This window comes from Ensifer sp. ENS06, assembly GCF_014852205.1.
Lineage (GTDB): Bacteria > Pseudomonadota > Alphaproteobacteria > Rhizobiales > Rhizobiaceae > Ensifer > Ensifer adhaerens.
In genome coordinates this window covers 48773-71015 of record NZ_JACVBC010000017.1, presented here as the reverse complement: position 1 = coordinate 71015, position 22243 = coordinate 48773, and the positions used below count along the sequence as shown (strand labels likewise).

At 59.2% G+C, this 22243-nt stretch carries 27 protein-coding genes and 1 pseudogene; 15 read left to right on the top strand and 13 right to left on the bottom strand.

What is annotated here, in order from left to right; genetic code table 11:
- Positions 1-35 precede the first annotated feature (35 nt).
- The 3 genes from IB279_RS32885 to IB279_RS32875 form a co-directional block, all read right to left on the bottom strand.
- Entirely contained in the window at positions 36-641 is a 606-nt protein-coding gene (locus tag IB279_RS32885) for a general stress protein (protein ID WP_029742952.1), read from the bottom strand.
- Positions 642-663: 22 nt separating this feature from the next.
- Positions 664-984, bottom strand: a complete 321-nt coding sequence (locus tag IB279_RS32880) for a PepSY domain-containing protein (RefSeq protein WP_029742951.1) — start codon at positions 982-984, stop codon at positions 664-666.
- A gap of 368 nt (positions 985-1352) precedes the next feature.
- Positions 1353-1730: a hypothetical protein gene (locus IB279_RS32875; protein WP_034800313.1), complete on the bottom strand. Its 378-nt coding sequence runs from the start codon at positions 1728-1730 to the stop codon at positions 1353-1355.
- A 638-nt stretch (positions 1731-2368) separates the two neighbouring features.
- Between IB279_RS32875 and IB279_RS32870 the strand changes: the two genes are divergently transcribed.
- The 10 genes from IB279_RS32870 to IB279_RS38235 all read left to right on the top strand — a co-directional run bounded on the left by IB279_RS32870 (position 2369) and on the right by IB279_RS38235 (position 12204).
- Positions 2369-2917, top strand: coding sequence for a nutrient deprivation-induced protein (locus IB279_RS32870; protein WP_113294193.1), 549 nt, complete (start codon positions 2369-2371; stop codon positions 2915-2917).
- Positions 2910-3329, top strand: a complete 420-nt coding sequence (locus tag IB279_RS32865) for a phage holin family protein (RefSeq protein ID WP_034800315.1) — start codon at positions 2910-2912, stop codon at positions 3327-3329. Before IB279_RS32870 ends, IB279_RS32865 begins: the two co-directional genes overlap by 8 nt.
- Positions 3326-4261 (top strand): DUF3618 domain-containing protein, encoded by a 936-nt coding sequence (locus IB279_RS32860; RefSeq protein ID WP_060606898.1) that lies wholly within the window; start codon positions 3326-3328, stop codon positions 4259-4261. The genes IB279_RS32865 and IB279_RS32860 overlap by 4 nt, the downstream gene beginning before the upstream one ends.
- 597 nt (positions 4262-4858) lie before the next feature.
- Positions 4859-5731 carry a cytochrome c oxidase subunit II gene (gene coxB, locus IB279_RS32855; protein ID WP_234798837.1) on the top strand — a complete coding sequence of 291 codons (873 nt, stop codon included), beginning with the start codon at positions 4859-4861 and terminating at the stop codon, positions 5729-5731.
- Positions 5728-8244 carry a cytochrome c oxidase subunit I gene (ctaD, locus tag IB279_RS32850; RefSeq protein ID WP_113189676.1) on the top strand — a complete coding sequence of 839 codons (2517 nt, stop codon included), beginning with the start codon at positions 5728-5730 and terminating at the stop codon, positions 8242-8244. Before coxB ends, ctaD begins: the two co-directional genes overlap by 4 nt.
- Positions 8244-8624 (top strand): hypothetical protein, encoded by a 381-nt coding sequence (locus IB279_RS32845; protein ID WP_034800322.1) that lies wholly within the window; start codon positions 8244-8246, stop codon positions 8622-8624. Before ctaD ends, IB279_RS32845 begins: the two co-directional genes overlap by 1 nt.
- On the top strand, positions 8621-9250 hold the full coding sequence (locus IB279_RS32840; protein ID WP_113189677.1) for a cytochrome c oxidase assembly protein: 630 nt from the start codon (positions 8621-8623) through the stop codon (positions 9248-9250). Before IB279_RS32845 ends, IB279_RS32840 begins: the two co-directional genes overlap by 4 nt.
- Complete coding sequence (locus IB279_RS32835) at positions 9250-10317, top strand: c-type cytochrome (RefSeq protein ID WP_063891187.1); 1068 nt, start codon at positions 9250-9252, stop codon at positions 10315-10317. The genes IB279_RS32840 and IB279_RS32835 overlap by 1 nt, the downstream gene beginning before the upstream one ends.
- Before the next feature lie 48 nt (positions 10318-10365).
- Positions 10366-11700, top strand: coding sequence for a sorbosone dehydrogenase family protein (locus IB279_RS32830; RefSeq protein WP_113189690.1), 1335 nt, complete (start codon positions 10366-10368; stop codon positions 11698-11700).
- A gap of 108 nt (positions 11701-11808) precedes the next feature.
- Positions 11809-12204: a DUF6894 family protein gene (locus IB279_RS38235; RefSeq protein WP_371590207.1), complete on the top strand. Its 396-nt coding sequence runs from the start codon at positions 11809-11811 to the stop codon at positions 12202-12204.
- Positions 12205-12495: 291 nt separating this feature from the next.
- Here the strand turns inward: IB279_RS38235 and IB279_RS38030 are convergent.
- The 3 genes and pseudogenes from IB279_RS38030 to IB279_RS37480 all read right to left on the bottom strand — a co-directional run bounded on the left by IB279_RS38030 (position 12496) and on the right by IB279_RS37480 (position 15231).
- Positions 12496-13472: pseudogene (locus IB279_RS38030) on the bottom strand (quinone oxidoreductase).
- A gap of 55 nt (positions 13473-13527) precedes the next feature.
- Entirely contained in the window at positions 13528-14094 is a 567-nt protein-coding gene (locus tag IB279_RS32820) for a TetR/AcrR family transcriptional regulator (protein ID WP_113505577.1), read from the bottom strand.
- 801 nt (positions 14095-14895) lie between these two features.
- A complete protein-coding gene (locus IB279_RS37480; protein WP_256439310.1) occupies positions 14896-15231 on the bottom strand; it encodes a GNAT family N-acetyltransferase in 336 nt (111 codons plus the stop codon).
- 839 nt (positions 15232-16070) lie between these two features.
- Here IB279_RS37480 and IB279_RS32810 point away from each other — a divergent pair.
- From IB279_RS32810 to IB279_RS32790, 4 genes are all read left to right on the top strand, one after another.
- Positions 16071-16385, top strand: coding sequence for a hypothetical protein (locus IB279_RS32810; RefSeq protein WP_143034301.1), 315 nt, complete (start codon positions 16071-16073; stop codon positions 16383-16385).
- 8 nt (positions 16386-16393) lie between these two features.
- On the top strand, positions 16394-16804 hold the full coding sequence (locus IB279_RS32805; RefSeq protein WP_060606875.1) for a PAS domain-containing protein: 411 nt from the start codon (positions 16394-16396) through the stop codon (positions 16802-16804).
- A gap of 129 nt (positions 16805-16933) precedes the next feature.
- Positions 16934-17824 (top strand): hypothetical protein, encoded by an 891-nt coding sequence (locus IB279_RS32800; RefSeq protein WP_162744806.1) that lies wholly within the window; start codon positions 16934-16936, stop codon positions 17822-17824.
- 375 nt (positions 17825-18199) lie between these two features.
- Positions 18200-18856, top strand: a complete 657-nt coding sequence (locus tag IB279_RS32790; RefSeq protein WP_162741447.1) for a hypothetical protein — start codon at positions 18200-18202, stop codon at positions 18854-18856.
- A 274-nt stretch (positions 18857-19130) separates the two neighbouring features.
- On the opposite strand, the gene IB279_RS32785 is transcribed toward IB279_RS32790, so the two are convergent.
- The 4 genes from IB279_RS32785 to IB279_RS32770 all read right to left on the bottom strand — a co-directional run bounded on the left by IB279_RS32785 (position 19131) and on the right by IB279_RS32770 (position 20170).
- Complete coding sequence (locus tag IB279_RS32785; protein ID WP_034800350.1) at positions 19131-19364, bottom strand: DUF982 domain-containing protein; 234 nt, start codon at positions 19362-19364, stop codon at positions 19131-19133.
- 87 nt (positions 19365-19451) lie between these two features.
- Positions 19452-19634, bottom strand: coding sequence for a hypothetical protein (locus tag IB279_RS32780; protein WP_060606869.1), 183 nt, complete (start codon positions 19632-19634; stop codon positions 19452-19454).
- A gap of 86 nt (positions 19635-19720) precedes the next feature.
- On the bottom strand, positions 19721-19969 hold the full coding sequence (locus IB279_RS32775; protein WP_034800356.1) for a DUF982 domain-containing protein: 249 nt from the start codon (positions 19967-19969) through the stop codon (positions 19721-19723).
- 27 nt (positions 19970-19996) lie between these two features.
- Positions 19997-20170, bottom strand: coding sequence for a hypothetical protein (locus IB279_RS32770; RefSeq protein WP_192340589.1), 174 nt, complete (start codon positions 20168-20170; stop codon positions 19997-19999).
- Between the two features lie 110 nt (positions 20171-20280).
- Between IB279_RS32770 and IB279_RS32765 the strand changes: the two genes are divergently transcribed.
- Positions 20281-20493, top strand: coding sequence for a hypothetical protein (locus tag IB279_RS32765; protein ID WP_162741448.1), 213 nt, complete (start codon positions 20281-20283; stop codon positions 20491-20493).
- 394 nt (positions 20494-20887) lie between these two features.
- On the opposite strand, the gene IB279_RS32760 is transcribed toward IB279_RS32765, so the two are convergent.
- From IB279_RS32760 to IB279_RS37760, 3 genes are all read right to left on the bottom strand, one after another.
- Positions 20888-21148, bottom strand: coding sequence for an acyl carrier protein (locus IB279_RS32760; RefSeq protein WP_090300806.1), 261 nt, complete (start codon positions 21146-21148; stop codon positions 20888-20890).
- 35 nt (positions 21149-21183) lie between these two features.
- Positions 21184-21369, bottom strand: a complete 186-nt coding sequence (locus tag IB279_RS32755; protein ID WP_060606866.1) for a DUF3606 domain-containing protein — start codon at positions 21367-21369, stop codon at positions 21184-21186.
- A 398-nt stretch (positions 21370-21767) separates the two neighbouring features.
- A complete protein-coding gene (locus IB279_RS37760) occupies positions 21768-21893 on the bottom strand; it encodes a hypothetical protein (RefSeq protein ID WP_255381443.1) in 126 nt (41 codons plus the stop codon).
- Between the last annotated feature and the right edge of the window lie 350 nt (positions 21894-22243).

Sequence of the window (22243 nt, the reverse complement as noted above, 5' to 3'; positions counted from 1 at the left end):
GTGATCTGAACGCATCATGGCCGCCTTGGTTCAAACTAGCGCATGCTCTCGAGACGTTGACGTTCCTTCTCGACTTCGTCGGCGGTGTAGGGATCGAGCGTCTCGTCAAAGCGTGTCCAGCCCTGTTCCGTGTAGGCGGCGCGGCGTTGGACAGGATCCACCCAGGTCCCTCGGCGCAGGATCGCTTCGGCATCCGCCTGGAGCGCGTCGTCGACCCGTGCCGTGACGACCGTGCCACCGCGCCGTACGCCTTCCGCATAGACATGGGCATGTTCTTCCGGAACGCCCGAATCCGTCATCGCTCCGATAATCCCGCCGGCGGCACCACCTGCTACCGCGCCGGCGGCAGCACCCGCCGCGGTCGCGGCAAGCCAACCGGCTGCGACCACCGGCCCGACACCCGGGATGGCCATGAGCCCGAGACCAGTCAACAGGCCGCCAATGCCACCGACCGCAGCGCCGACACCGGCGCCCGTCCCAGCGCCTTCAGCCGCGTTGCTTTCGTCTGCAGTGCCGTACCAATCGCCAACATTGTTGGAAACGATGCTGATGTCGTCCGACGGCACGCCGCGATCTTCAAGGGCTGACACTGCTGCTTGGGCGTCCGAATAGTCGTCAAAAAGTCCACTAACGGTTTTCATGGGAATTTCCTCGTTGCTGGAGTTAGTTGGCAACAATGTTGCCCTGGTAGTCGAGCGCGACCTGCATGGATTTGCCGTCCTTCGAGGCAGTTGCACGCCAGACGCCCTTGTCGTCGAGCTTTAGACCGGTCACATCGGTGTAGCCGGCATCAGTAAGGCGATCCTTGGCCTGTTCTTCAGTGAAACTGTTGGCGCCGGCGACGGGCGCTGTTGGATTGGTGGTGTCTGGTGTTGCAACGGCAGGCGTATCACCATCTGCCGTAGCCGGAGGTGTGGCGGTCTGCGCGAGCGCGCCCAAACTCGATGCGCCGAGGAAGACCGCGGCGAGCAGTACGTTCTTCATGATGTTCGGTTCCTTGTTCTCAGCCCGTTAAAGGCAATGTTCAAACTCGGCGAAACGCTTTTGGTTCCTAAGCATTTGGTCTTTTCCACTCCCGACCGGAGCACTCGAACCATGAGCCGAGGCTAGTCCGCAATTCTTTGCGCTTACGCAAGTTGCATTTGCCGAAGTCGGGTGGGAGCTGCTTTTAGCATCAAGAGTCAACGCCGGACGTTCTCTGTTTTGTAGGAAATGTGATTGCTGCGGATAGTCGACGTGCCATCGTGAGCCGAGCCTCACTGGCACGCCCGATGGCCTGGCGCCGCAAATCTCGTTTAGCGTTGGCCCTCGAACGCCGTCCGCCGAGACCCATCAGTTAGAAGGTGCCATGCTTATTTTCTGGCGCTTTTGCCTCTTTGCATAAGAAGCTGCATTTCTTCAAATCGGCGTCGGCGTTCGCCATCTTCCTGGTCGGAAGAGTAGCAAGTCCGGGAGACGCAGAAGCGTAGGAGTTTTGTGATCGGATTTGGCTGATCGAATTCGCAGTCGAACGTATCTGACATTTCGGCCTTCTTCGTATCCGATCTCTCAGAATATTTGAAGCGGACGCCAGGGGGCTTAAGCTCAGGGAACGATTGCACGACCCCGACATTCAGCGTGTCGGTCATGAAAAAATTCCTTGCGACCGACGTGCAGGCCGATTCAAGTTCGGCACTTTGGGCAAAGGCTGGGCCAGCGATAAGAACTGCGGTGACAGGAAGCCATTTCATTTTCCTCTCCATTCGCACCTGGTCCACACGAAAAGGTTGTTGCGTGAACCCGAAAAGACCGGGAAAAGTTCCAGTCCATCAGCAAAATGCGGACAACCGATAGAAACCCACGCCTGGTCCAAGAAAATCTCCTACCACCACGACCTCATCGAGGTTTCAAGGAGCGAATGGAGGGACGCCGAGCTTAGTTCAAGGTGGGCCGCCAGTCGATGTCGTCATGCTGGACAAGAACCTTCAGGGGATAGCCGGCTTCCGGTAGCAGACGCCTGCAAGGAGAAATCGATAGCGTTTCTTATCTTGAGGTTCGGGAGCGCCCAAACTGCCCCAATTCTCTCCAAGCCGTTTTCGAGCTAGGCCCTCATCGAGGGGGTTGAGGCCCTTCTACAGTAGAGCCCTACGCTAGCAGCACCGCAGCGTCCGTTGGCGGACGCTGCGGTGCTGTGCAGGGGCTGAGGGAGTCCCTGCGCAGGGCGGGGTTGTTCCACGAGATCGATCGCAGTCGCCCAGCGTCTTCATTGGGCAGCGCCTTCGGATCGAACAAACGCCAAGCCGAGTGCCGTATGAGGCAGGGAACAAGATAGCGATCCGCTGGTTGGATCGCAACGAAGGGCCCGCGTCAGAGAACCAGGAGGTTTGTGATGATCGAAAACCCGGAGAACCGTATTCAACAACAACAACAGCAACCTATTTCGCCCTCACAAGAAGGCGGCCCTTATTCTGGGGGGGGCGAGAGCGATGCAGGTGGGCCCCGCGTCGACCAGAACGTCGCGAGCGACGATCTTTCGGGCCAGGCAAAAGCGGCGGCAGCCAAAGTCGTGGATGACGAAAAGGGGGCATTGGCGCGCCAATTACGTGGTCTTGCTGGCGCCATGGAGAAGGTGGGATCTGAACTTCGCGATTCCGATCAACCGGGGCTTGGCCGCTACACCCAGGACCTTGGAAATTCGATCGGACGGCTGGCCCGCGAATGCGAAGACCGGGATCTCGGTGAAATCGCGTCGATTGCAGAAAACTATGGGCGGAAGCAGCCCCTTGCCTTTCTTGGCATGGCAGCGATTGCGGGACTGGCAGCGAGCCGATTTCTGATCGCTTCGGCAAAGCGAACGGCCACCAAGACATCGAACTCCTCGTCATCCCCACGCGCAGGCGACGATTGGTCATTTGAAAAGGACTTCCGCGATGCATAACCCCCGTGACGACCGCTCTTTACCCGACCTGATGACGGGACTGGTGACCGATATAGCCGGACTGTTTCGCAAGGAGATCGACCTCGCCAAGGCCGAGGCAAGCGAGAATATTGACCGGGCGATCGGCAGCATCGAGACGCTCATGGTTGGCCTTATCTTTGCTATTGCCGCGATCGGCGTGCTTCTGAGCGCTGTGGTCGAGGGTCTGGGCGCCTTTTTGATGCAGCAGGGAATGCAAGAGGCAAATGCCCATGCGCTCTCAGCGGTCGCCGTTGGTCTTGTCGTCGGCGTCCTCGCGTGGGTTATGATTTCGCGCAGCCTTGCCAGGCTCGGAAACCGCAGCATTCGGTTTGAAAAAACGACGGCGTCGCTCCAGCGCGACCTCGACGTGGCCAAGGAGACAGTTAAATGAACGTCGACATGCATTCGTCCGCGGACCTTCAACGGGAGATCGAGACCGACCGTCAAAGGATTGAAGAAAAACTGCATGCCATTCAAGAGCGAATGTCGCCTGGCGAATTAATGGATGAATTCATCGCCTATGCCAGAAGGAGTGGAGGTGCCGACTTCCTCAACAATCTGGGTGGGGCAATGAAGGCGAACCCGATCCCAGTCGCATTGACAGGGATCGGTCTTGCATGGCTCCTTGCCGATCCCGCCTCGCGAGCGCCTCAAGCGTCGGGCGTTGACAAGGGAGTGGATGATTACCCGCTTGCGCGAGTAAAGGGCAATTTGCGACGTGTGGGACCGATCGAGGCAAATTTTGGCGAGCGCTACAGCCATTTTGAGGATGAGGACGGCAGTCGTTTTCGCGCGAAGACCGATGCGGCCGGCCGAAGGGCCGGTCACTTCGTCGATCCGAGTGGAACCGTCTATCGCGGTTTCGCCGATACGTCGGGCCAGGCGATTGCGGAAATCCGGGATGAGGCAGGCAGTTTGTTCGATGAAACAACCGGCTGGGCATCAGCGACATGGCGTGAGGTGAAGGGGGCGGCCAGTGGTGTTTCCGGTGCCGTTTCAGATGCCGCCCGGTCAGCAACCGACAGCATTCGGAGCGCCCATGAGAGTGCTCAGGATCACGGGGCGCAGCTGAACGCCGCCATGCTCAAGACATTTCGAGATCAGCCTCTGGTTGGCGGAGCGCTGGCCTTTGCGATCGGTGCGGCCATCGGAGCGGCACTCCCCGCAACGGACTTTGAGGATGAGACCGCTGGCGAGGTTTCGGATCGCGTTCGCGGCCAGCTTCAAGCAACGGCTGGTGCAGCTGCCGAGGGCGCGATCGAGGGTGCCAAGAACGCCTTGGGAGAGGCCAACAAGCCTGAAAACGAAAACCCTTCTGGCTGACGGCTGGAAATTGTCACTGACCGCAACCTTGCGGACGCCCGCTGTTTGCTAGGGGCAGAGGCGATCCCCGCGCGCGCTGAGGATTTGCGATCTTGGCGTTCAGGAGAATGCCGATCGCGTCGCGAAGTCTTCTCTGCTTTTGGGAGTGGCGGCAGCCGTCCTTCGGTTCCTGCGGCAATGCGGCGCGCCTCGCTCAATCGAGCGAAACGCCGTTCATGCGATGGGCAACTTCGATAACGCGCACGAATTTGTCCGCTCTTGATTGTGCCCATCGCACAATCGCAGATTGTATCCTTGCCGATCAGGCCGTAAGCGGCAACGAGCATCGGAACCTCCCTGTCGAGAGCGGTGCGTAGCTCACCGTTCAACACCTACCAATCCCGAGAAGTTAAAATCGGCGCGGGAACGCTTTCTGGAACTTTGCGGGGAGGCTCGGGTTAAGCGATCAACTCTTCTGGAAAGGACAGTAAAACGCCACGCCTCCGATCTCAAAGACGAAAATTGCTCCAAAGGCTGCCCTTAATCGCGGTTGCTCTGCCTGGCTGCCAGGGCACTCAATCCGCGTTGAGCCCTGCGGGTTCGGAAGCAGAGGCGACGTTGACCCTGTTTGTCGTCATGTCCTTCGGCGCAGCTGCGATCTGGTTCGCGGTGGTCGCCTTCGTCTGCTTTGCCGTGCGCAGTCAAAGACGAGTTTTCGCAGAGCCTGCCGCAAGCCGGCTCGTCCTGTGGGGCGGCGGCGTGTTCCCAACTGTGACGCTCTTTGCCCTTTTGACATATGCATTCTGGTTAATGCCGACGCTTAGACCTTCGCCGACTTTTCGCGATGCTACGGATTTTCGGGTCGAAGTCACCGGCAGGCAATATTGGTGGCAGGTGGTCTATGTCCATCGCGGCCTCACAATCGCAGCGGCAAACGAGATCCGCTTGCCGGTCGGTCGGCGAATAGAATTTTTACTGAAGAGCGATGACGTGATCCATTCCTTCTGGATACCCTCTCTCGGGGGCAAGATGGATATGATCCCGGGTCGCGAAAACCGCCTTTCGCTGATGGCGCAAAGAACGGGGGTATTTCGCGGCGCGTGCGCCGAATTTTGCGGGACGTCTCACGCATTCATGGCGCTCACCGCAGTGACCATGGAACCCGACGCGTTCGACGCATGGCTTGCCAGCCAGGCGAAAGCCTCGATAAACGTCGCGGGAGAGGGGCGTGCTCTCTTCTTGCGCCATGGCTGTGGCTCCTGTCATCGCGTTGCGGGCACGGAGGCCGCAGGCGCGGCTGGACCCGATCTTTCTCACCTAGGGTCTCGGCAGATGCTAGGAGCCGGGATCGTCGCCAACACCGAGGACAACATTGCTGGCTTCATCGCGAACCCGGGTGCGATCAAGCCTGGTGCGGCCATGCCCGCTTTCTCCATGCTGGCGCCGCAAGATATCCGTGCAATCGCCGCCTGGCTGAAAGGACTGAGATGACCGAGCCGGGCGCCCGCGCGAGTGAAGAGGAGCGCGCAGCGCAGAGCGAGCGGCTGCGCAAAGTCTGGGAGAATCCGCACGGCTGGCGCTACTGGACGAGCGTCAACAACACGCAGGTCGGGCTGTGGTATGCGTCCACCGCCTTCATCTTTCTGCTCTTTGCCGGCGCGCTGGCATTGATTATGCGGGCGCAATTGGCCATGCCCGACAATGATCTGGTTTCGGCGGACTTCTACAATCAGCTATTCACGCTGCACGGGACCGTCATGATGTTCCTGTTTGCCGTGCCAATCTTCGAGGCAGTGGCGATTTTTCTGTTGCCGCCGATGATCGGGGCTCGAGAGTTGCCGTTTCCGCGACTGGGCGCGTTCGGGTTCTGGAGCTTTTTTCTCGGTGGCATCTTTGTGTGCGGCTCGATTTTCTTTGATGCAGCGCCTTCCTCCGGTTGGTTTATGTATCCGCCGTTGGCAACCGACGAAAAACTTTCCGGCATTGGCGCCGACATCTGGCTGCTAGGCCTCTCTTTCATCGAGGTGGCTTCGATTGCAGCGGCGGTGGAGCTCATCGTCGGGATCATGAAATGTCGCGCACCCGGCATGCGTATCAATCTGATGCCGCTCTTCGCCTGGTATCTGCTGATTGTCGCCGGCATGATCCTCTTTGCATTTCCGCCGCTGATTGCCGGCGATATCCTCTTTGAAATGCAGCGCATGTTCGACTGGCCCTTCTTCGATCCGGCACGCGGCGGCGATCCGCTGCTGTGGCAGCACCTTTTCTGGATCTTCGGCCATCCGGAGGTCTACATCATCTTCCTGCCGGCGATTGCCTTGATGGCGATGATCGTTCCGACCTTTTCGGGGCGTCCGATCGTGGGTTACTCCTGGATCGTGCTTGCCGCGGTCGGCACCGGCTTCCTGTCATTCGGCTTGTGGGTACACCACATGTTCGCGACAGGACTGCCCCAGATATCGCTTGCCTTCTTTTCGGCCGCTTCCGAGGCAGTGGCGATCCCAACGGCGGTTCAAGTCTTCGTCTTCATTGCCACCATGCTTGCTGGCCGCGTCATCCTTTCTACTCCAATGCTGTTCGGGGCAGGCGGCATCGCCATTTTCGTCATCGGCGGGCTAACCGGCGTCATGGTGGCAATTGCGCCCTTCGACTGGCAAGCGCACGACACTTACTTCGTGGTTGCCCACCTCCACTATGTCCTGATTGGAGGGATGCTGTTCCCGGTCGTTGCGGGGATCTACTACTATTACCCCCTTATCGATGCAAAACGCCTGTCCAATACGCTCGGACGCATTGCCTTCTGGCTGATGTTTGTCGGGTTCAACGTCACCTTCTTTCCAATGCATCTGACCGGCCTTTTCGGCATGCCGCGTCGGGTTTTTACCTATCCGGCCGACCTTGGGTGGAACCTCTTGAACCTTGTGTCGTCTGTCGGCGCCATCGTGTTTGCCTTCGGCGTTTTGATCGTGGTGTGGGATGTCCTGCGCCCTAAGCACCGGGAGCCTCGCGCCGAACAAAACCCATGGAATGCCGGTACGCTTGAATGGGTCAGCGAGCCTGAGGAAAACTGGGGTGTGCGCTCCGTTCCCTTCGTTTCGAGCCGCTATCCACTTTGGGATCAACCGACGCTTGCTCGCGAGATCAGCGAGGGGCGATGGTATCTTCCCGACGCCAAGGAAGGGCGTCGCGAAGGTCTGGTCACCTCCGTGCTCGATGCACGGCCGGAACAGGTCTTGCGCGTTGGCGGCACCTCAAAGGTCACCATCCTCTCGGCTTTCTCGCTCGGTGCCGTGTTCATCGCTTTGACGTTTAAGTGGTGGATCGCAGGGGCAATCGCCGCCTTCACCTGTTTCTGTGCGATCCTCTATTGGCTCTGGACGGGGACCGGGGAAATTCCCGAGAAGCCGCAGAAGGACGTCGGCGTTGGGCTCGCCTTGCCGCTTTACGCATCCGGTCCGTCCTCAGTCGGCTGGTGGGCCATGTTCATCACGATGGTGGGCGACAGCACCGCCTTTGCGAGCCTGATCTTCGGCTATTTTTTCTATTGGACGATACACGAAGACTTCACGGCGGGATCAGCTGGTCCCGGAATGATTTGGCCACTGGTTTCGGCAGCGCTCTTTGTCTTTGCGTGGCTCGCCACCTTAGCTGCAAGACATTTCAACGCCCTCGCGCGTACGGCGTTCGCGCGTGCCGCTTTGATCGTGGCGCTCGCCCTGACGGTCGTCGCATCCGCGGCTGGCATCGCGGGCCCCTGGTTGCACGCCATGAACCCGACCGCCCATGTTTACCCGGCCATCGTCTGGGTGCTGGTTTGCTGGACAGTCGTTCACGCTTGTGTCGGCGCTGTCATGCTAGCCTATTGTCTTGCGCGAAGCCTTGCCGGGCGCCTTACGAAAACCCACGACATGGACCTGCGCAACGTGGCCCTCTACTGGCATTTCCTGGCAATTACGGCGCTCATCACCTTCTTCGTGATCGGTCTTTTCCCGGAGGCACTTTAATGCGTCTGCTGCCAAGGGAAATCGAAACGTTCTGGACGCTGTTCACGGGGCCGGCCATCTGGGCCGGGCACTTCCTGATATGCTACGCCAGCGCGGCGATTTTCTGTGCCAAACCAGCGTTGTTCGCGATGGAGTTCAAATCCTTGCGCCTAGGCATCGCCGTCATCACGGTTTTAGCGCTCGCAGCCATTGGGCTTTCGGCGTTCCTTGCGTGGCGCCAGTGGGGCTTCGGCGCGCACGATCCTCCGCATGACGATCCGACGCGCCACGATCGCCTTCTGTTTCAGGGATTTGCAACCTTGCTGCTTGCCGGCTTGAGTTTCGTCGCCGTCCTGATGACGGCACTGCCGACGATCTTTGTTTCGGAGTGCTTGCGATGAGGGTGCTCTGGCTTGCGAATGGTTGCCTCCTTTTGGCCGTTATCTGGCTTGGCCCGCTTTTGAGTGCGTGGCGCGGCTCGGTTACCGCCCACATGCTCGCGCACATGGGGGTCGTAGCAGTCGCAGCACCTCTGATCGCTATAGGTGTTGCTCCCCGTCTCGCCAGCTGTCGCCGGCCCGTGCTCACCGGGTTGCCGATCGTCGCCTCGCTCGTCGAACTCCTGGTGGTCTGGGGTTGGCATGCACCGGCTGCACGTCGGTTGGCGGAGAGTTCGCTTTGGGGCACCGCCCTTGAGCAGGCCTGCTTTCTAGCCGCCGGGTTGTTCCTATGGTCCACGTGTCTTGCGGCCGGGAGCACGAACAGGTCTTCAAGCAATGCGGCAGGCGCCTTCGGTTTGCTGCTGACGAGCGTTCATATGACGCTCCTCGGCGCCCTCTTGGCGCTCAGCCCACGCACGCTCTATCAATTTGGCGATGTCACCTGTTTCGGCACGACCTTGACGGCGGCTCAGGATCAGCAACTCGGCGCCGTTGTCATGCTGATGGTTGGCGCCGCAGCCTATCTCGCAGGTGGGGTCGCCTTGCTTTCCGGTCTGCTTGCAGAGCCAAACCGGAGGGTCGCCTGATGCATGTTCGATGGAAGCACCTGGCCGTCGGGCTCGCCATCCTGCCGATCGTCGTCCTTTTTGCCACCTGGATCGGCTTCTTCAACGTCGGTGCGTCTTCCGGCCATTGGAGGATAACCGAGTGGTTTTTGCATTTTGCCATGCGTTCGGCCGTTCGCACCTATGCGCTCGCCGTTGATGCCCCGGAGAGGCTACCTGATAACGGCATCCCACCGGCAGCCGGTCACTTTGCCCGTGGCTGTGCTACCTGCCACGGTGCGCCGGGCGAACCGCGGTCCCCAGCAGCACTTGCGATGTTGCCGCGACCGCCGGATCTTTCCGCTGTAGTCGAGCAATGGGAGGACGCAGAACTGTTTCGCATCGTGAAGCACGGGGTTCGCTTCACCGGCATGCCGGCGTGGCCGACCCAGGCGCGCGACGACGAAATCTGGAGCATGGTTGCGTTCCTGCGAAAGCTTCCGGCTATGGATGCGGCCACCTATCGTTTGCTCGCCTATCGCGAGAGGCCACAGCCACCCATGCATGCGTTCCGATTCGAAGATGCATTGGCAGAATGTACCCGCTGCCATGGGACCGATGGGATGGGCTTTAGCCCGCTCACGCCTGTTCTTGCAGGACAGAAGGAGGCCTATCTGCTCGAAAGCCTCAACGCCTATCTCGAGGGACGTAGACCAAGCGGCATGATGCAACTTCCCGTGCAGTCGGTGGATCCGGGGCATCTTCGCGCTCTTGCCAGCCATTTCGCAGCTTTGAAGCGCAATGCGGTGGTGCAACCACTAAAAGACGATCGGGTGGGGCAGGGCGAGCAGATTGCGCAGCACGGCCGTCCCGCCCAAAAAGTTCCGGCATGCTTGGGCTGCCACCAAAATTCGCAACGTAACCCGTCCTACCCAAGGCTTGACGGTCAGCCCGAGGCATTTCTCGCGGCACAACTGAAGCTCTTTCGCGAAGGCTCGCGATCGGGAACTCCGTTCAGCCATTTGATGGAGAGTGCGGCAGAATACCTGTCTGACGCAGATATCGAGAATGTTTCGGCATATTTTTCGAGTTTGCCTCCTGAGGATTGAAACACCTTCGTGCCGAAATCGTTTGGCTCGGTCATTGAGGAGCCGGTCATGAAAAAGCTGCTGATCACCGTTCTTGTTGTCGCTGCGCTTGTGGTTGCCGCGGGTGGGGGCTTAGTTGCGCTGTCCCGGCATGAAGCCACGGTGCCGATCGAGCAGACCTATGGACCGGATCCGGTTCTCGTTGAACCGAAAGCGGAGTGGTTGCCTTCCGTGAACGTCGCCGAGGCCACGCCCTGGCCCAATGGGCAAATGCCCGTCGCGGCGCAAGGGCTTGAAGTCAAGGAATACGCCGGCGATCTGGAGCATCCACGCTGGTTTCATGTGCTGCCCAATGGCGATGTTCTGGTGGCCGAAAGCAATGCGCCGCCGAAGCCCGACGCGGGCTTTTCGATCCGGGCCTTCTTCATGGGCCTCTTCCAGGCTAGAGCCGGTGCCGAGACGAAGAGCGCCAACCGCATATCGCTTCTGCGTGATTCAGATGGTGACGGCGTTGCGGAAACCAAGACACCGTTCATCACTGGGCTCTACTCCCCCTTTGGAATGTCATTGCTCGACAGCACACTCTATGTCGCCAATGCCGACGCCATCGTCGCCTTTCCCTATCAGGAAGGCGCAACGCAAATCACCGGGGCGCCTGACAAGATCGTCGACCTGCCTTCAGGTCGCAACCATCACTGGACAAAGGATGTCATCGCCAGCCGCGACGGAACAAAGCTCTATGCCACCGTGGGCTCCAATTCCAACGTAGCCGAGAATGGCATGGATGAGGAGAAAGGACGAGCCGCGGTCCACGAGATCGACCTCGCCAGCCGACAGACGCGGCTGTTCGCATCCGGTCTTCGCAACCCCAATGGGTTGTCCTGGCAGCCTGATTCAGGCCAGCTCTGGGTCGTCGTCAACGAGCGCGATGAGATCGGCCCTGACCTCGTGCCCGACTATATGACGTCCGTACAAGATGGTGCCTTCTACGGCTGGCCCTATAGCTGGTATGGCCAACATGTTGATGATCGCGTCGAACCCCAGAACCAGGAGCTTGTGGCCGTCGCTATCAAGCCTGACTACGCGCTCGGGCCTCACACGGCGTCACTCGGCCTGACTTTCAACACCGGCGATCTGTTCGGGCCCGAGATGAAAAGCGGTGCCTTTGTCGGTCAACACGGCTCATGGAACCGCATCCCGCGCAGCGGCTACAAGGTCATTTTCGTGCCTTTTGCCGCCGGCCGGCCGTCCGGCCCGCCGCGCGATATCCTCACGGGTTTCCTAAGCGCCGAAGGTAAGGCTTTGGGTCGGCCGGTGGGCGTTGCGATTGCTCGCGACGGCGCGTTGCTGGTCGCCGATGATGTCGGAAACAAGGTGTGGCGCGTAGCACCCCACGCCAATTGAGTGTCGGGATCACCGCAGCGTTCGGCTGACCTTGCCCCTGGGCTGGAGGAATGCGGCGTTGCACGGTGGTCACCGCTTTTCCAGTGCACCATGGCCCGATAGCCGTAAATGTCACCGTCACGCTCCTGTCACGCGACAAGGCGGTCAGGGCCCGATAAGTTGCGCGCTCATGTCAAGCCTCGAATTGTCGCTGGCAGCGCGCTTTGTTTCATCAGCGCAGCGGCATCACGTACGGAGTGGGATCTCATGCGCCGCTATCTATTTAATATCCATACAGCAGGCGTCGTTAGCCGCGACGAAGTCGGTCGAAAGTATTCATCGGATGGGGCTGCCGTCGCTTACGGTCAACGGGTCGTAGATGAGCTGACCAAGGATGAGGAATATTACGACGCCATAATAGATGTGGTCACGGCATCTGGACGGTTGGTTGCGCGACTTATATCGCGCAACGCTCCGCCCATGCGTCCCGTGAGCCAGCCGACGCGCCAAGTTTCATTGCATTGAGCATTATCTTCAGTGAGAATCTCTCCCGATCGCTAAGGGACAGGATGGAGTTTTCGCAGCATCTCCGGGGAGATCATCGATATTGCTCGTTCACTGGTGTGTCAAAGTGAGCTGAGCGCGGCGGCGGTACCTAACCTGGCGACCCCGCCCGAGGAGCGATGCTCGCAGTCCGCCTGTTTCCCGTCGCGACCTGTTGGATGTAACTCTCAGGATATCGCGGCCAATTTACAAACAAGCGACACGGAAGAATGGTTGTCGGGGCTGTCGACTGCTCATCCAAACGTGGGTTGTTCACGACCCTCCTGGAATCAGGAGCAGCTTGCCAGTTGTCTTGCGGCTGGCCATGTCCTTATGTGCCTGCGCAGCATCCTTGAGAGGGTAGCTTCCCCCTGCAGTGACCTTCAACGACCCGTCCGCGATCCAATCGAAAAGCCGGCCGGCGCGCTCGCGAAAGAGTTCGGGTGAGTGGATATGGTCGAAGAAGACGCCATAGCCGATCTTGACGCTTTTCGGCAGGCTCATGATGTCGAGCGGGCCCGGCCCACCCAGCACCGGGCCATACCAACAGAGCGTTCCTGACCGCCGCAGTACTTCGAGGGACGCTTTGAATGTCTTGGGACCGGAGCCATCATAGACCACGTCCACTCCCCGACCACCGGTGAAGCGGAGCACCTCGTTGACAAACTCTCCTTCTGTATCGACGATCACGTGCTCGGCGCCGGCATTTTGCGCGATGGCGACCTTGTCTTTCGATGACACGCGCCCGATGACGCGCCCGCCTCGGAGCGTTATGATCTGCGTCAGGAGCAGTCCTACGCCGCCCGCTGCAGCATGAACGAGCGCGATGTCCCAGGTTGGACGGGATAGAAATCGGTGGCAAAGTGGCTGGCGGTCAGGCCCTGCATCATGATTGTTGCGGCCGTTCGGTCATCAATGAAGTCGGGGACCTTGATGAGCGACGTTGCCGGGATCGACAGCCGCTCGGAGTAGCTTCCGGGGGCATAGACCCAGGCGACGTGATCGCCCACGGCAAGATCCGTAACGCCGTCGCCAACACTGAGCACGCGGCCGGCGCCCTCGACGCCAAGCACTTTCGGGTTCGGGGTTTCCGTCCACGCCATGCCCTGCCGAACGCCGATATCCATGAAATTCACACCTGCCACGCGGACCTCAACGATAACGTGTCCGGGCGTTGCCACAGGCTCTGGGCGCTCGACGAATTCCATAACGTCGCTATCGCCCATGCCGTTCATGACCACAGCTTTCATAGTCAGCTCCTTTCTTGACTGATTGTTCCAGAATTGTGCAAATTTTTTTGGGGTGCTACCGGATTGCACGGATTGCCAGTTCTCCGAGAGATTCCAATTCCGCGCGAGGGCTACCTCCACGGGCCGCGATACGAATGCCAGCGATGCTGGTAATGAGGAAGGAGGCAACAGCCTCTGCCGACAGCGATTTTTCGACATCGTTTTCGGTCTGGGCTTGCTTGATGCACTCCACTGCCGCTTTCCTCAAGCGATTGTCGGCAGCATGATGGAGCGCGTTAAGTTCCGGCCGGCTCTGGCCAAATTCACAAATCGAATTGACGCCGAGGCAGGCGTAATGGGCGCGCTCAACCACTCGTTCTATCATTGCCGCGATCCCGTCGACGGCCCGTCGCTGGCTGCGCAACATCGTCACGTGGGCTTCAGTTTCTTCGAATGCATAACGTTCCACCGCCGATTGGTAGAGTGCCCATTTGTCTCCGAAGGTGTCGTAGAGGCTTTGTCGTCCGATCTTCATGGCGCGCACCAGCATCTCGGTCGATGTGCCCTCGAAGCCGTGTTCGCGAAACACATCGATTGCGGCACCCACCGCCTTGTCTTTGTCGAATTCCTTTTTTCGCGCCATCGCCGTGAAATAGCTATTCTGGAACGATCTGTCAAGAAATGACATTGTGATCTGTAGTCTATGCGGCAACGCACAGGCGATCTTGATTTCGAGGAGTCGAGCGCGTCGCGGGACAACGTCATCGATATCGCTCGACGGCGAGGCCCCTAGTAGGTGAGGGGCGGGCCTTTCTCGTTGGCGATCGGCGGAATGCCACGGCCAAGATACCTCGCCTTTGCCCCGCCTTTGGCTATGATCCTTTGGCTTGGGGGCAAATTTTCTGAGCGAGGTCTAGGTCACCTCTTATCGCCGTCGCATCGACCAGATCTTGCGTGAAGGGCAGCCTGCCGCCTGGCAGCGCCAGTCCTCACGGACATGCGCCAGAAGATCGACCGTTATGGTCCCCTCGCGCGGCTCGGCGCCGAATTCGTTCATCAACCCGATTGCCGCAAACCAGAGAGCGTTGACTGCCGCGCGCCATCTTTGGCGTAGTGCCCGCCGGCGACGCTTCAGCCAGAGAGACTTCAAAATCCTTGGTTGCTGCTGATGGTGATACCGGTCGCGGTCGGCCAGATGTCGACCGAAAGGCTGCCGACGAGCGGACCCAGCTCCAATCAGCCGGCAACGTCTTCTTCTGCCGACTAAAGCTCAATCCTTCACGGTCACCGACGGCGACACGGTGCGCATCAGCATGGTACGAGCGTTCGGCTTGTCGGCTTCAACACTCCGGAAAAGTTCGAGCCCAGATGTTCGCGCATCGCCGACATGTCCGGTCGCTGGTGGCTGGCCAGGTGAGGTGTCGGCGCCCTGGATGCCGAGAAATTAAGCTTTCACGTCGAGTGTCATCTCGACCATCGTCGGGCGAAAGCCCGCTGCGGCAAAGAGCCGTTGAGCAGCTTCGTTTCTGTGCGCCGTGGAAAGCACGATAAGGTTTGCTCCTCGCTCTTTAAGCGCTGCAACAGCTGCCTCGAGCAGCATCCGGCCGATGCCTTGGCTGCGCTTTTCGGGCTCGACGAAAAGATCGTGAATGACGCCCGCCGGTCCTCGGAGCGCCATGTAGTCATGGCCCTCAACAGATGCATAGGCGTAACCGACGATCATTTCATCTTGCTCAGCGGCGAGGACCACGACCTCGGACTTTTCAAGCTGACTTCCCAACCATCTGGCCTAAGATGCCTCCGTGCCGGTTCCCGTCGGGATGAAGCGCTCGGGGTCCCATTGATGATGAAGCGCCATCAGGTCAGCCCCGTACTTTCCGAGTACAGGCACATCTTCATCGCGGGCGGCTTTAATCGTGATGGTTGATAGCATTTTACGGCATGATCCGTCGTTGGTGTTATCCGGCCATCACCTTCGATATGCCCGGCCGAAGAACCTTGCATCGTAAATGAACTTCGTCGTGGCTCAACGGCTCGGAGGCAAACAAAAGGCGCTCTATCTTTGCCGCCAGGCTCTGTTCGCCAAATTTAACGGCGCGGTCGCAGACACGCCGCGCCGCTTGCCTTCGGACTTCGGGAATTGGGCGGTTTAGCGTAGAGAGTTTGCGGGGACAGCGTCCGGTCAATCCGCAATAGCAGCAATGTTTCCAAGTTATTCTATTGCCGCTTTCCGCGACCGCTCGCTGCTTTCGTCGAGATCGATAGCGTCGCCGAGCGGGGTAGCCGCGATTGATTTGATTTGTTGCGCGAGAGCCGAAAGCTTGCTCGCTATATCCTGCAGCTCCGACGCTGAGTTTGAGCCCGGGCGGAAGCCGTTACCTTGACGCACAACCGGCCATTTGGATCTGAGTGCCGGTCCAAGCTGTGCCTCGCCTGGAGTTGGGTTGCGAAACAATGCTGCTTATCGGCCACACTCGCGCGTCGTTCGTTACAAAAAATGCTGCGCGTGCGAAAGAATCTGACGTGGCGGGTAGCGGTGCGGGTAGTCGTGTCTGTTAGTGCGTGCTAATGAGAATTCAACGATCTGACACGAACACCGCTACGAGCGTCGCAGACCTCGTGATCCAATTTAAAACGGCCCAGTGCCAACTGGATGAGACGGTTTACGGGTATGATATTGAGCGCTTCCGCTCACTCGAAGAGACGATTAAGCAGTTGTTTCAATCGATCGAACGACGCGTGCCGCGCGACGCAGCCGAATTCGGGACGATCGCGACATTCTATCTCGATCTGCTCGAGGACTGTGATGGCGGCTTCAACAAACGGCTTCATGATGGCTTGCGCCAGCTGTTCGATCGGCACACCCCGCGTGGGCACCCGAAGGGAATTGGGTTTGCGACGAGTGGCCAACGGCAATTGATGGCAGGGGGTTAGGCGGAACAATGAAGGAGGACGGAGAGCGCACGATTATTGTCGAACTCACAGATGCGGATGCGACGGACTCCGGGATCTTCACCTGGGATATCGTTCGCGACCTTGTCTATGGAGATTCGGCCCTGGCTGCGCTCTTCGGTCTCGCCGCGAGCGAGACGAGCCAGGGACTGCCGCTGAAACTTTATCTCGACCGGGTCCATCCGGAGGATCGACCAGGGTTGGCAAAGACAATTACGGAAAAGATCGTGAGCGGACGAGCCCAGCAGTCGTTCTACCGCGTCAGGACGCGGGCTGGCTTGTATGTCTCGGTCGTTGCTTTTGGTCGGTGTTTCCAGGATCGCGATGGAACACCGGTCCTCTATTCCGGCATCGTTGTCCTGGAAAGCGCAACATCGACCAACGACAACCGGCGGCATTAGCGCCGGAGCGGGATTTTCCCGGCGATGTTGGTGGGCCTGGCCGGACCTTCGCCGGATCGTTGCCGGTTGACCGGTGGACCTCGAGCTCCGATCTAAGGCTCCTGACGGAAGAAACGAGAGAGCCAAACAGTGAGACTGATCATCCGCCCGAACGACCGGTATCCGCATCTCGGATTGGACCGTCGTCCTTTGGCGATTGCGTGCGGCGAAGGTTGGCTGGGCATCCTGCACGCATTCTTCACCGAGGCCGACAAAGTGATGGCTGCAGGAGGCTCGTTCACGGTGCTCGAGGTGATGGAGAAGAAGGGCGTTCTGCACATGCATTATGCCATCGCACAGATCGCACCTTATGCTCGCCGCGCGATCGACGATGCCTCCCGGCTAGCCGCCGCGCGATCCTTTCACATCTGCGAGGTCTGCGGACGCCGTGGGCGTCTGCACACCTTCGGCGGCCTCCCTAAGGTCGTCTGCAGCGAGCACGCTGACGGCGAACTCGGCAAGGGCGTACCATTCGAAGACCCTCTCAATGCTCCCGATCCCTATTTCCCTGACGTGGATCCGTTCATAGCAGCTCGGCCGACCGTTACGGAGTTCGATGCTGCTCCGATCATTGAAGGGTGGCTTATCGAGGAGGACAGCGAAGGCGGCCGGCGCCCGTGGCTATACGGCTGGTTCTTCAGCGAGCCTGTGACCCGCGACGGGGAGCATGGGCACACGTCTCCCATCGTCCAAATGGACGATATGGTGCCCCCACGATGGGTTCGAACAGATACTCGGCTTTACCGCCTCGGCATGTGTTACCCGCCGGCCGAGCGCGAGATCCGTTACTGGGCGCAGAAGCTGTCTCGACGCCCTGTGCCCTACGGCGAGCCTCCCGGTGGCAGCGATGACATTGAGGCGATGCTGGCCTTCCTCCGTTCCAGCGGCCGCCTGCGATCAACGAAGATTGACCGCCTGGAACAAGCCTACCGCGAAGAGCCGGGACACGTACAAGAAGTCGGAAAAGTTCGCACGACGTAAGGCTTTGCTGATCGTGGTGCATCGGCTCCAACGCCGGAGTTCCGCTGATTTGGGGCCCCGCTTTCCTGCTCGTCGGGGTGTTGCGGTTTTCGTGCGCAGCGGGTCATTCCAAGTATGGGCGCCGGTGCGCTGACGCGCGCGGTTGCCCCATGGTACCTTGTGTAACCCTTGTCCATCAGCCGCTTCGGCGTAGCAGCCGTCGCATGCCGGGCTGAGCTTGGTGCAGCTCATCCAAGTGTGGGTGGTCCGGGAGATCGCGGAATTCTCAGCCATTATTCGGCGCTACCTGCGTTTCGGTGCGCGTTGCCGCGCTCAACCCCGATCAGGTCGTCGAAGAAGTCGAGCATCGCTACCTTGCTCTGTTGGAATTCCCGCTTGTCCATCGCCTTCACTGGCTACGTACCGGGTGACGGTCGCCTCTTTGAAATCGGCGATGGGAAAGCCGTCGATCGGCCGGATGCACGCCGCCAAGGGCGAACCCAGAAGCAATGGACGGAATGCCGTCTCAAAGCTTGGTGGAACAACGAAACCGACGTCGTTCGCTACTGGGAGATGAAGGAAGCCAACGCGGCTGAGAAAGCCGCGAAGGAAGGACGAGAGCTGCTGCGTGCAGCAAAGATGGCTATGCCTAATTCATCGAAAAGGCCGCCCGTATTCGTGCACTGGCTCAGCTTGAAACAACGGCTGATCATCGCTGAGAAGCTGCGCGGTATCGGCTCGTCTCTTGCGGATGGATCTGCCCGGAACTCACGGACGGGAGTGGCGAGTGATGCAGCAGCTTTCCATGATGCTCGACCTGATGATGTCCCGCCGGCGCCCGGCCTCGATGAACCGTTGTGGCTGAAACCAATCTCGGTAAGAGCGGATGGAACTATGGGAAAATCGGGCATCATGGCCAATGGTGTCGGTACTGGGTCGATCAGTACCGGTGACAGCGTCGCTGGCTATTGCCGCCACGGCGGACCGTTCTGGGACGAGCACGAACGCTTCAAGGCTGCGCTGACCGATGCCGTCAAGATGAAGCAGCGCTGAAAGCCATCGCCGCGTTGCGCGGAAGGGGCTGAATGACTGAGCAGCCTTGGGGTTGAGTATGGGGTGACGCACTCATGACCGACCCCGACCACCTCCGCGAAGAGATCTCGAAGCCTAGATCTTCCGCATCAAAAATCCATGAACAGCGCCGACAACGGCGTGCGAGACTATAAACTCGCAGTGATCACCCGTCTTCGTGATGGGTGCCATCGGTCACTCGCTGCCCTTGAAGAGCGCGCGGCGGCAGCCTACCTCGGGCCGGGCGACACGAACGTTATCGGAGAATCCCGGCTTCTTTCGCAGCAGCTTCAAAGGCGGCCCTGGCTTCCGCGCCAGGAATTGTTCCCTCGGCAGCATCCAGGCACGCTTTCCGGGCCGCTGCGTAACTCGCGCTCTTCGTCTCTGGCCAGGATTTCATAAGGAATGCGACCGCCTCTCGGGCATTCCTGATGACGTGAAAATGATTATCAAACGTCACTTCAACGTTCGCATCCCAGATGTTTATCATCGCGGCCTCCGTAGGGTTGGCCTTTCCGAAACGTATATTAGGGAATTCTGTTCCAACGGAGAGATCGGGCTGGGAAGCTTAGCAAGCTTAACCGCTCATCTCAGCCGGTATTTCCTCACCTGGCACAGGGGTGACGTCTGGCGCCTCTTCCGGGACGTCGTCCGGTCCGGGCTCCTCAATGGGGCGATCCGGATTGTCTGGCATGGGGTCGGGTGTCTCGCCGGGCGGGACCTCCACGGGCTTTCTCGGCTCTTTGGGGTCGTCGGTCATATCTGTCTCCCTTCTTGCAGGCCTAATGGAGCCGCATAAGTTTTGTTCCGCGAACCGGGAGGTGCCGCAGCATAAGACGAATGGATTCAGCGCAGCCTTGTGACCTTTGCCTCGGCGATCGCTTCAATGAACGCGGCGCGAGCTTGCTCCCATGGATACGTGCCCATCGCCGCGTCGGTGCATTTGTAAAGCGCGTCCGAGTACGCGACGCCAAAGTCTATGGGCCAGTTCTCGCTCAGGAGCTTAGCCGCTCGACCCGGGGTCCATACGATTTGCACCCCGTCGAGCTCCGGAAGCTGGATGATCACGCATTTGCTCCAACTCTGGATTTCCACCGGCCTCTCCTTATCTTGCGGTCGCGCCTACATTTTCGGCGGAATAATTGCGCCGAGCACAGGGCTAATAGGAGGTACGTCGGGACCGACGTCGGGCTCCGGCTCCTCGATCCTGGGCTCCGGCAGATCTGGTGGAGCATCCGGCGGCAGGTCCGGCGGGAATTCGGGATCTGGAATGGTCGGGATTGGGGACTTGGGCATGGAGGCCTCCTCTTTAGTGGTGCAACCGCGACCGAGCGGTGTTTGTTCCAAGAGCTCGGGCCGGGGCGCTTCTGGCCGCCCTCGAATGCCGAAGCCTCCGCGAAGAGCGGATGCGCCTCGACGCATCACGCAGGAGAAGAGGCGAGTTCGCCGCCCAGGGCTTCGTCGTCGTCGCCGAATGCCAATCGCACGACGAGTTCGCCAACGGCTGCAAGGAGCGCCGGTGGCGTCTCGGCGCAAAGCATCTTTGGGCAATCAATCAGGTATGGGCTCCTGGCGCCGCAAAGCAGGTCCTACCGGAGGCGCAAGCCTCTGCTGCATAAGCATCGGCTCGGCCCAGACACCAACCGATCACGTCATCGCCGTCCGCGTCCACCAGCTGCGCACGCTCGCCTACCTGACGCCCACCGACTATGTCCGGCTTCGGAGCCTCGAACTGCGGATCCCGTCAAAGGTCATGCCCGGCCCGTCGCACTTCATATTGCTCGCGAAGGCTGTCCTCTATCTCTTCACGGACCCCCGGCGAGAGGAGGACATTGCGAAAGTTCGAAGACGTTCTCGCGGCTGTCGAATTCGCCTCGTAGGTCACCCAAGAACGCGGACCGTGTTTCGTCCATATCGCCCCAATGTCAGGTGGAAGTGCCAACTATAAGTAAATTTATAGTTTGGCAGTGCCGTCGAGGCGAATGTATAATGTCGGTTTTTTACTCGGCTTTTTTATTGGCCATACAAGCGTTTGGATCCCCAAACGAAATCGATAACATCCCCAACTGTCACGAGTTGCTCCATCGACTCCTCGGCGATGAATATCCCAAACTCCTCTTCGATCAACATCGACAACTGGGATATTTTCAGCGGGTCAGTTCCAAGATCGTCCACGATTGCAGCGGTGTCGGCAAGGTCCGCGGCTTTGACGCCGAGTATTTCGATGAAAATCATCTTGACGCGGGCGGAGATACCGGCTCGTGTGGTAGCCATACGTCGCTCCCGTTTTTGTGTTCGCGACGCCGACTTTAGCCCTTCTTTCGTTTCTCGGCTAATGCGTTCGCCTTCTCTCGCGAGTTGCCTGCTTCTTTGATGATCTTGCGGGCCTGGTCATCGGTGAGGCCGTGCTTCCGCTTGAAGTAATTGAGTTCGTAAGCCTGTCCGGCGGCAACTCGTCCGCGATCGCGACCAACGTTCTTCTTGTCGTCTGCCATAGGGTTCCTCCCGGGTTGTGACTGGTCACAACCGTGGAAGCCGCAGGAATGTTCCGCGACAAACTGAAATCCCATAATCTAGTGGGGTTAGTTGTTCCGCTTTGCCACATAGGTTGTTCCCGGATCGTTCTGGTGCGTATTAGTGGCCGAACCAAGCAAATGTTCTACGTGAAAGATATCAACCACCGAGCTACCAACAGGCCGGCGCGGTGGTGGCAGCTGAGGGATCCGGCAACAAATCGATGGAGGCTGGCTAGCGGCGAAAACCGAATAGGGATTCGCTTTACTGTCGCTCGTCTTTATCGCCGCGTCAGTTCTACTTTTTTGGCCTTGACGACGAACCAGTGCGTAAGGCGCGGTGTCCGTTAACGCAGTCCGCTCGAATGTCGGCGTTGGCGTTACTTCTTATTGGTGTCCTTCACCTGAGATCCGAACGTCGGCGCAGCGGGTTTCGCGGCAGCCTTGTCCTTGTCCTTTTTGGGCTTTCTGGCTTCCTTGTTGCTTCGTACTTGACCCTTGGCCATTGGCGCGTCTCCTGTTGACGAAAAAAAAGCTAGCCGCTAACGGCGGGAGATAGCAACCGAATTCGGTCATCTTGAATGCATTCCCACTCTCCAAGGTTGGATCAATACCAGTCCTGAAAAGCCCGCGGTACGAGAAGTTCGCGCAGGCACTCGCCAAAGGCAAGACAGCAGATGACGCATATGCGGCTCGATCAGAGGGAACACTCGTCCGATCTTAGCGAGGACTTCACCGCCTCACGCCTGCGTCTATCACTGCTAATATTTCAGAAATCCGGCCGCCGCTGAGCGCAACCGATTGGGCAACGTGGCGCGGCGCTGTTAGTCTTTAGATAGTTGCTCCGCAGTCGCGA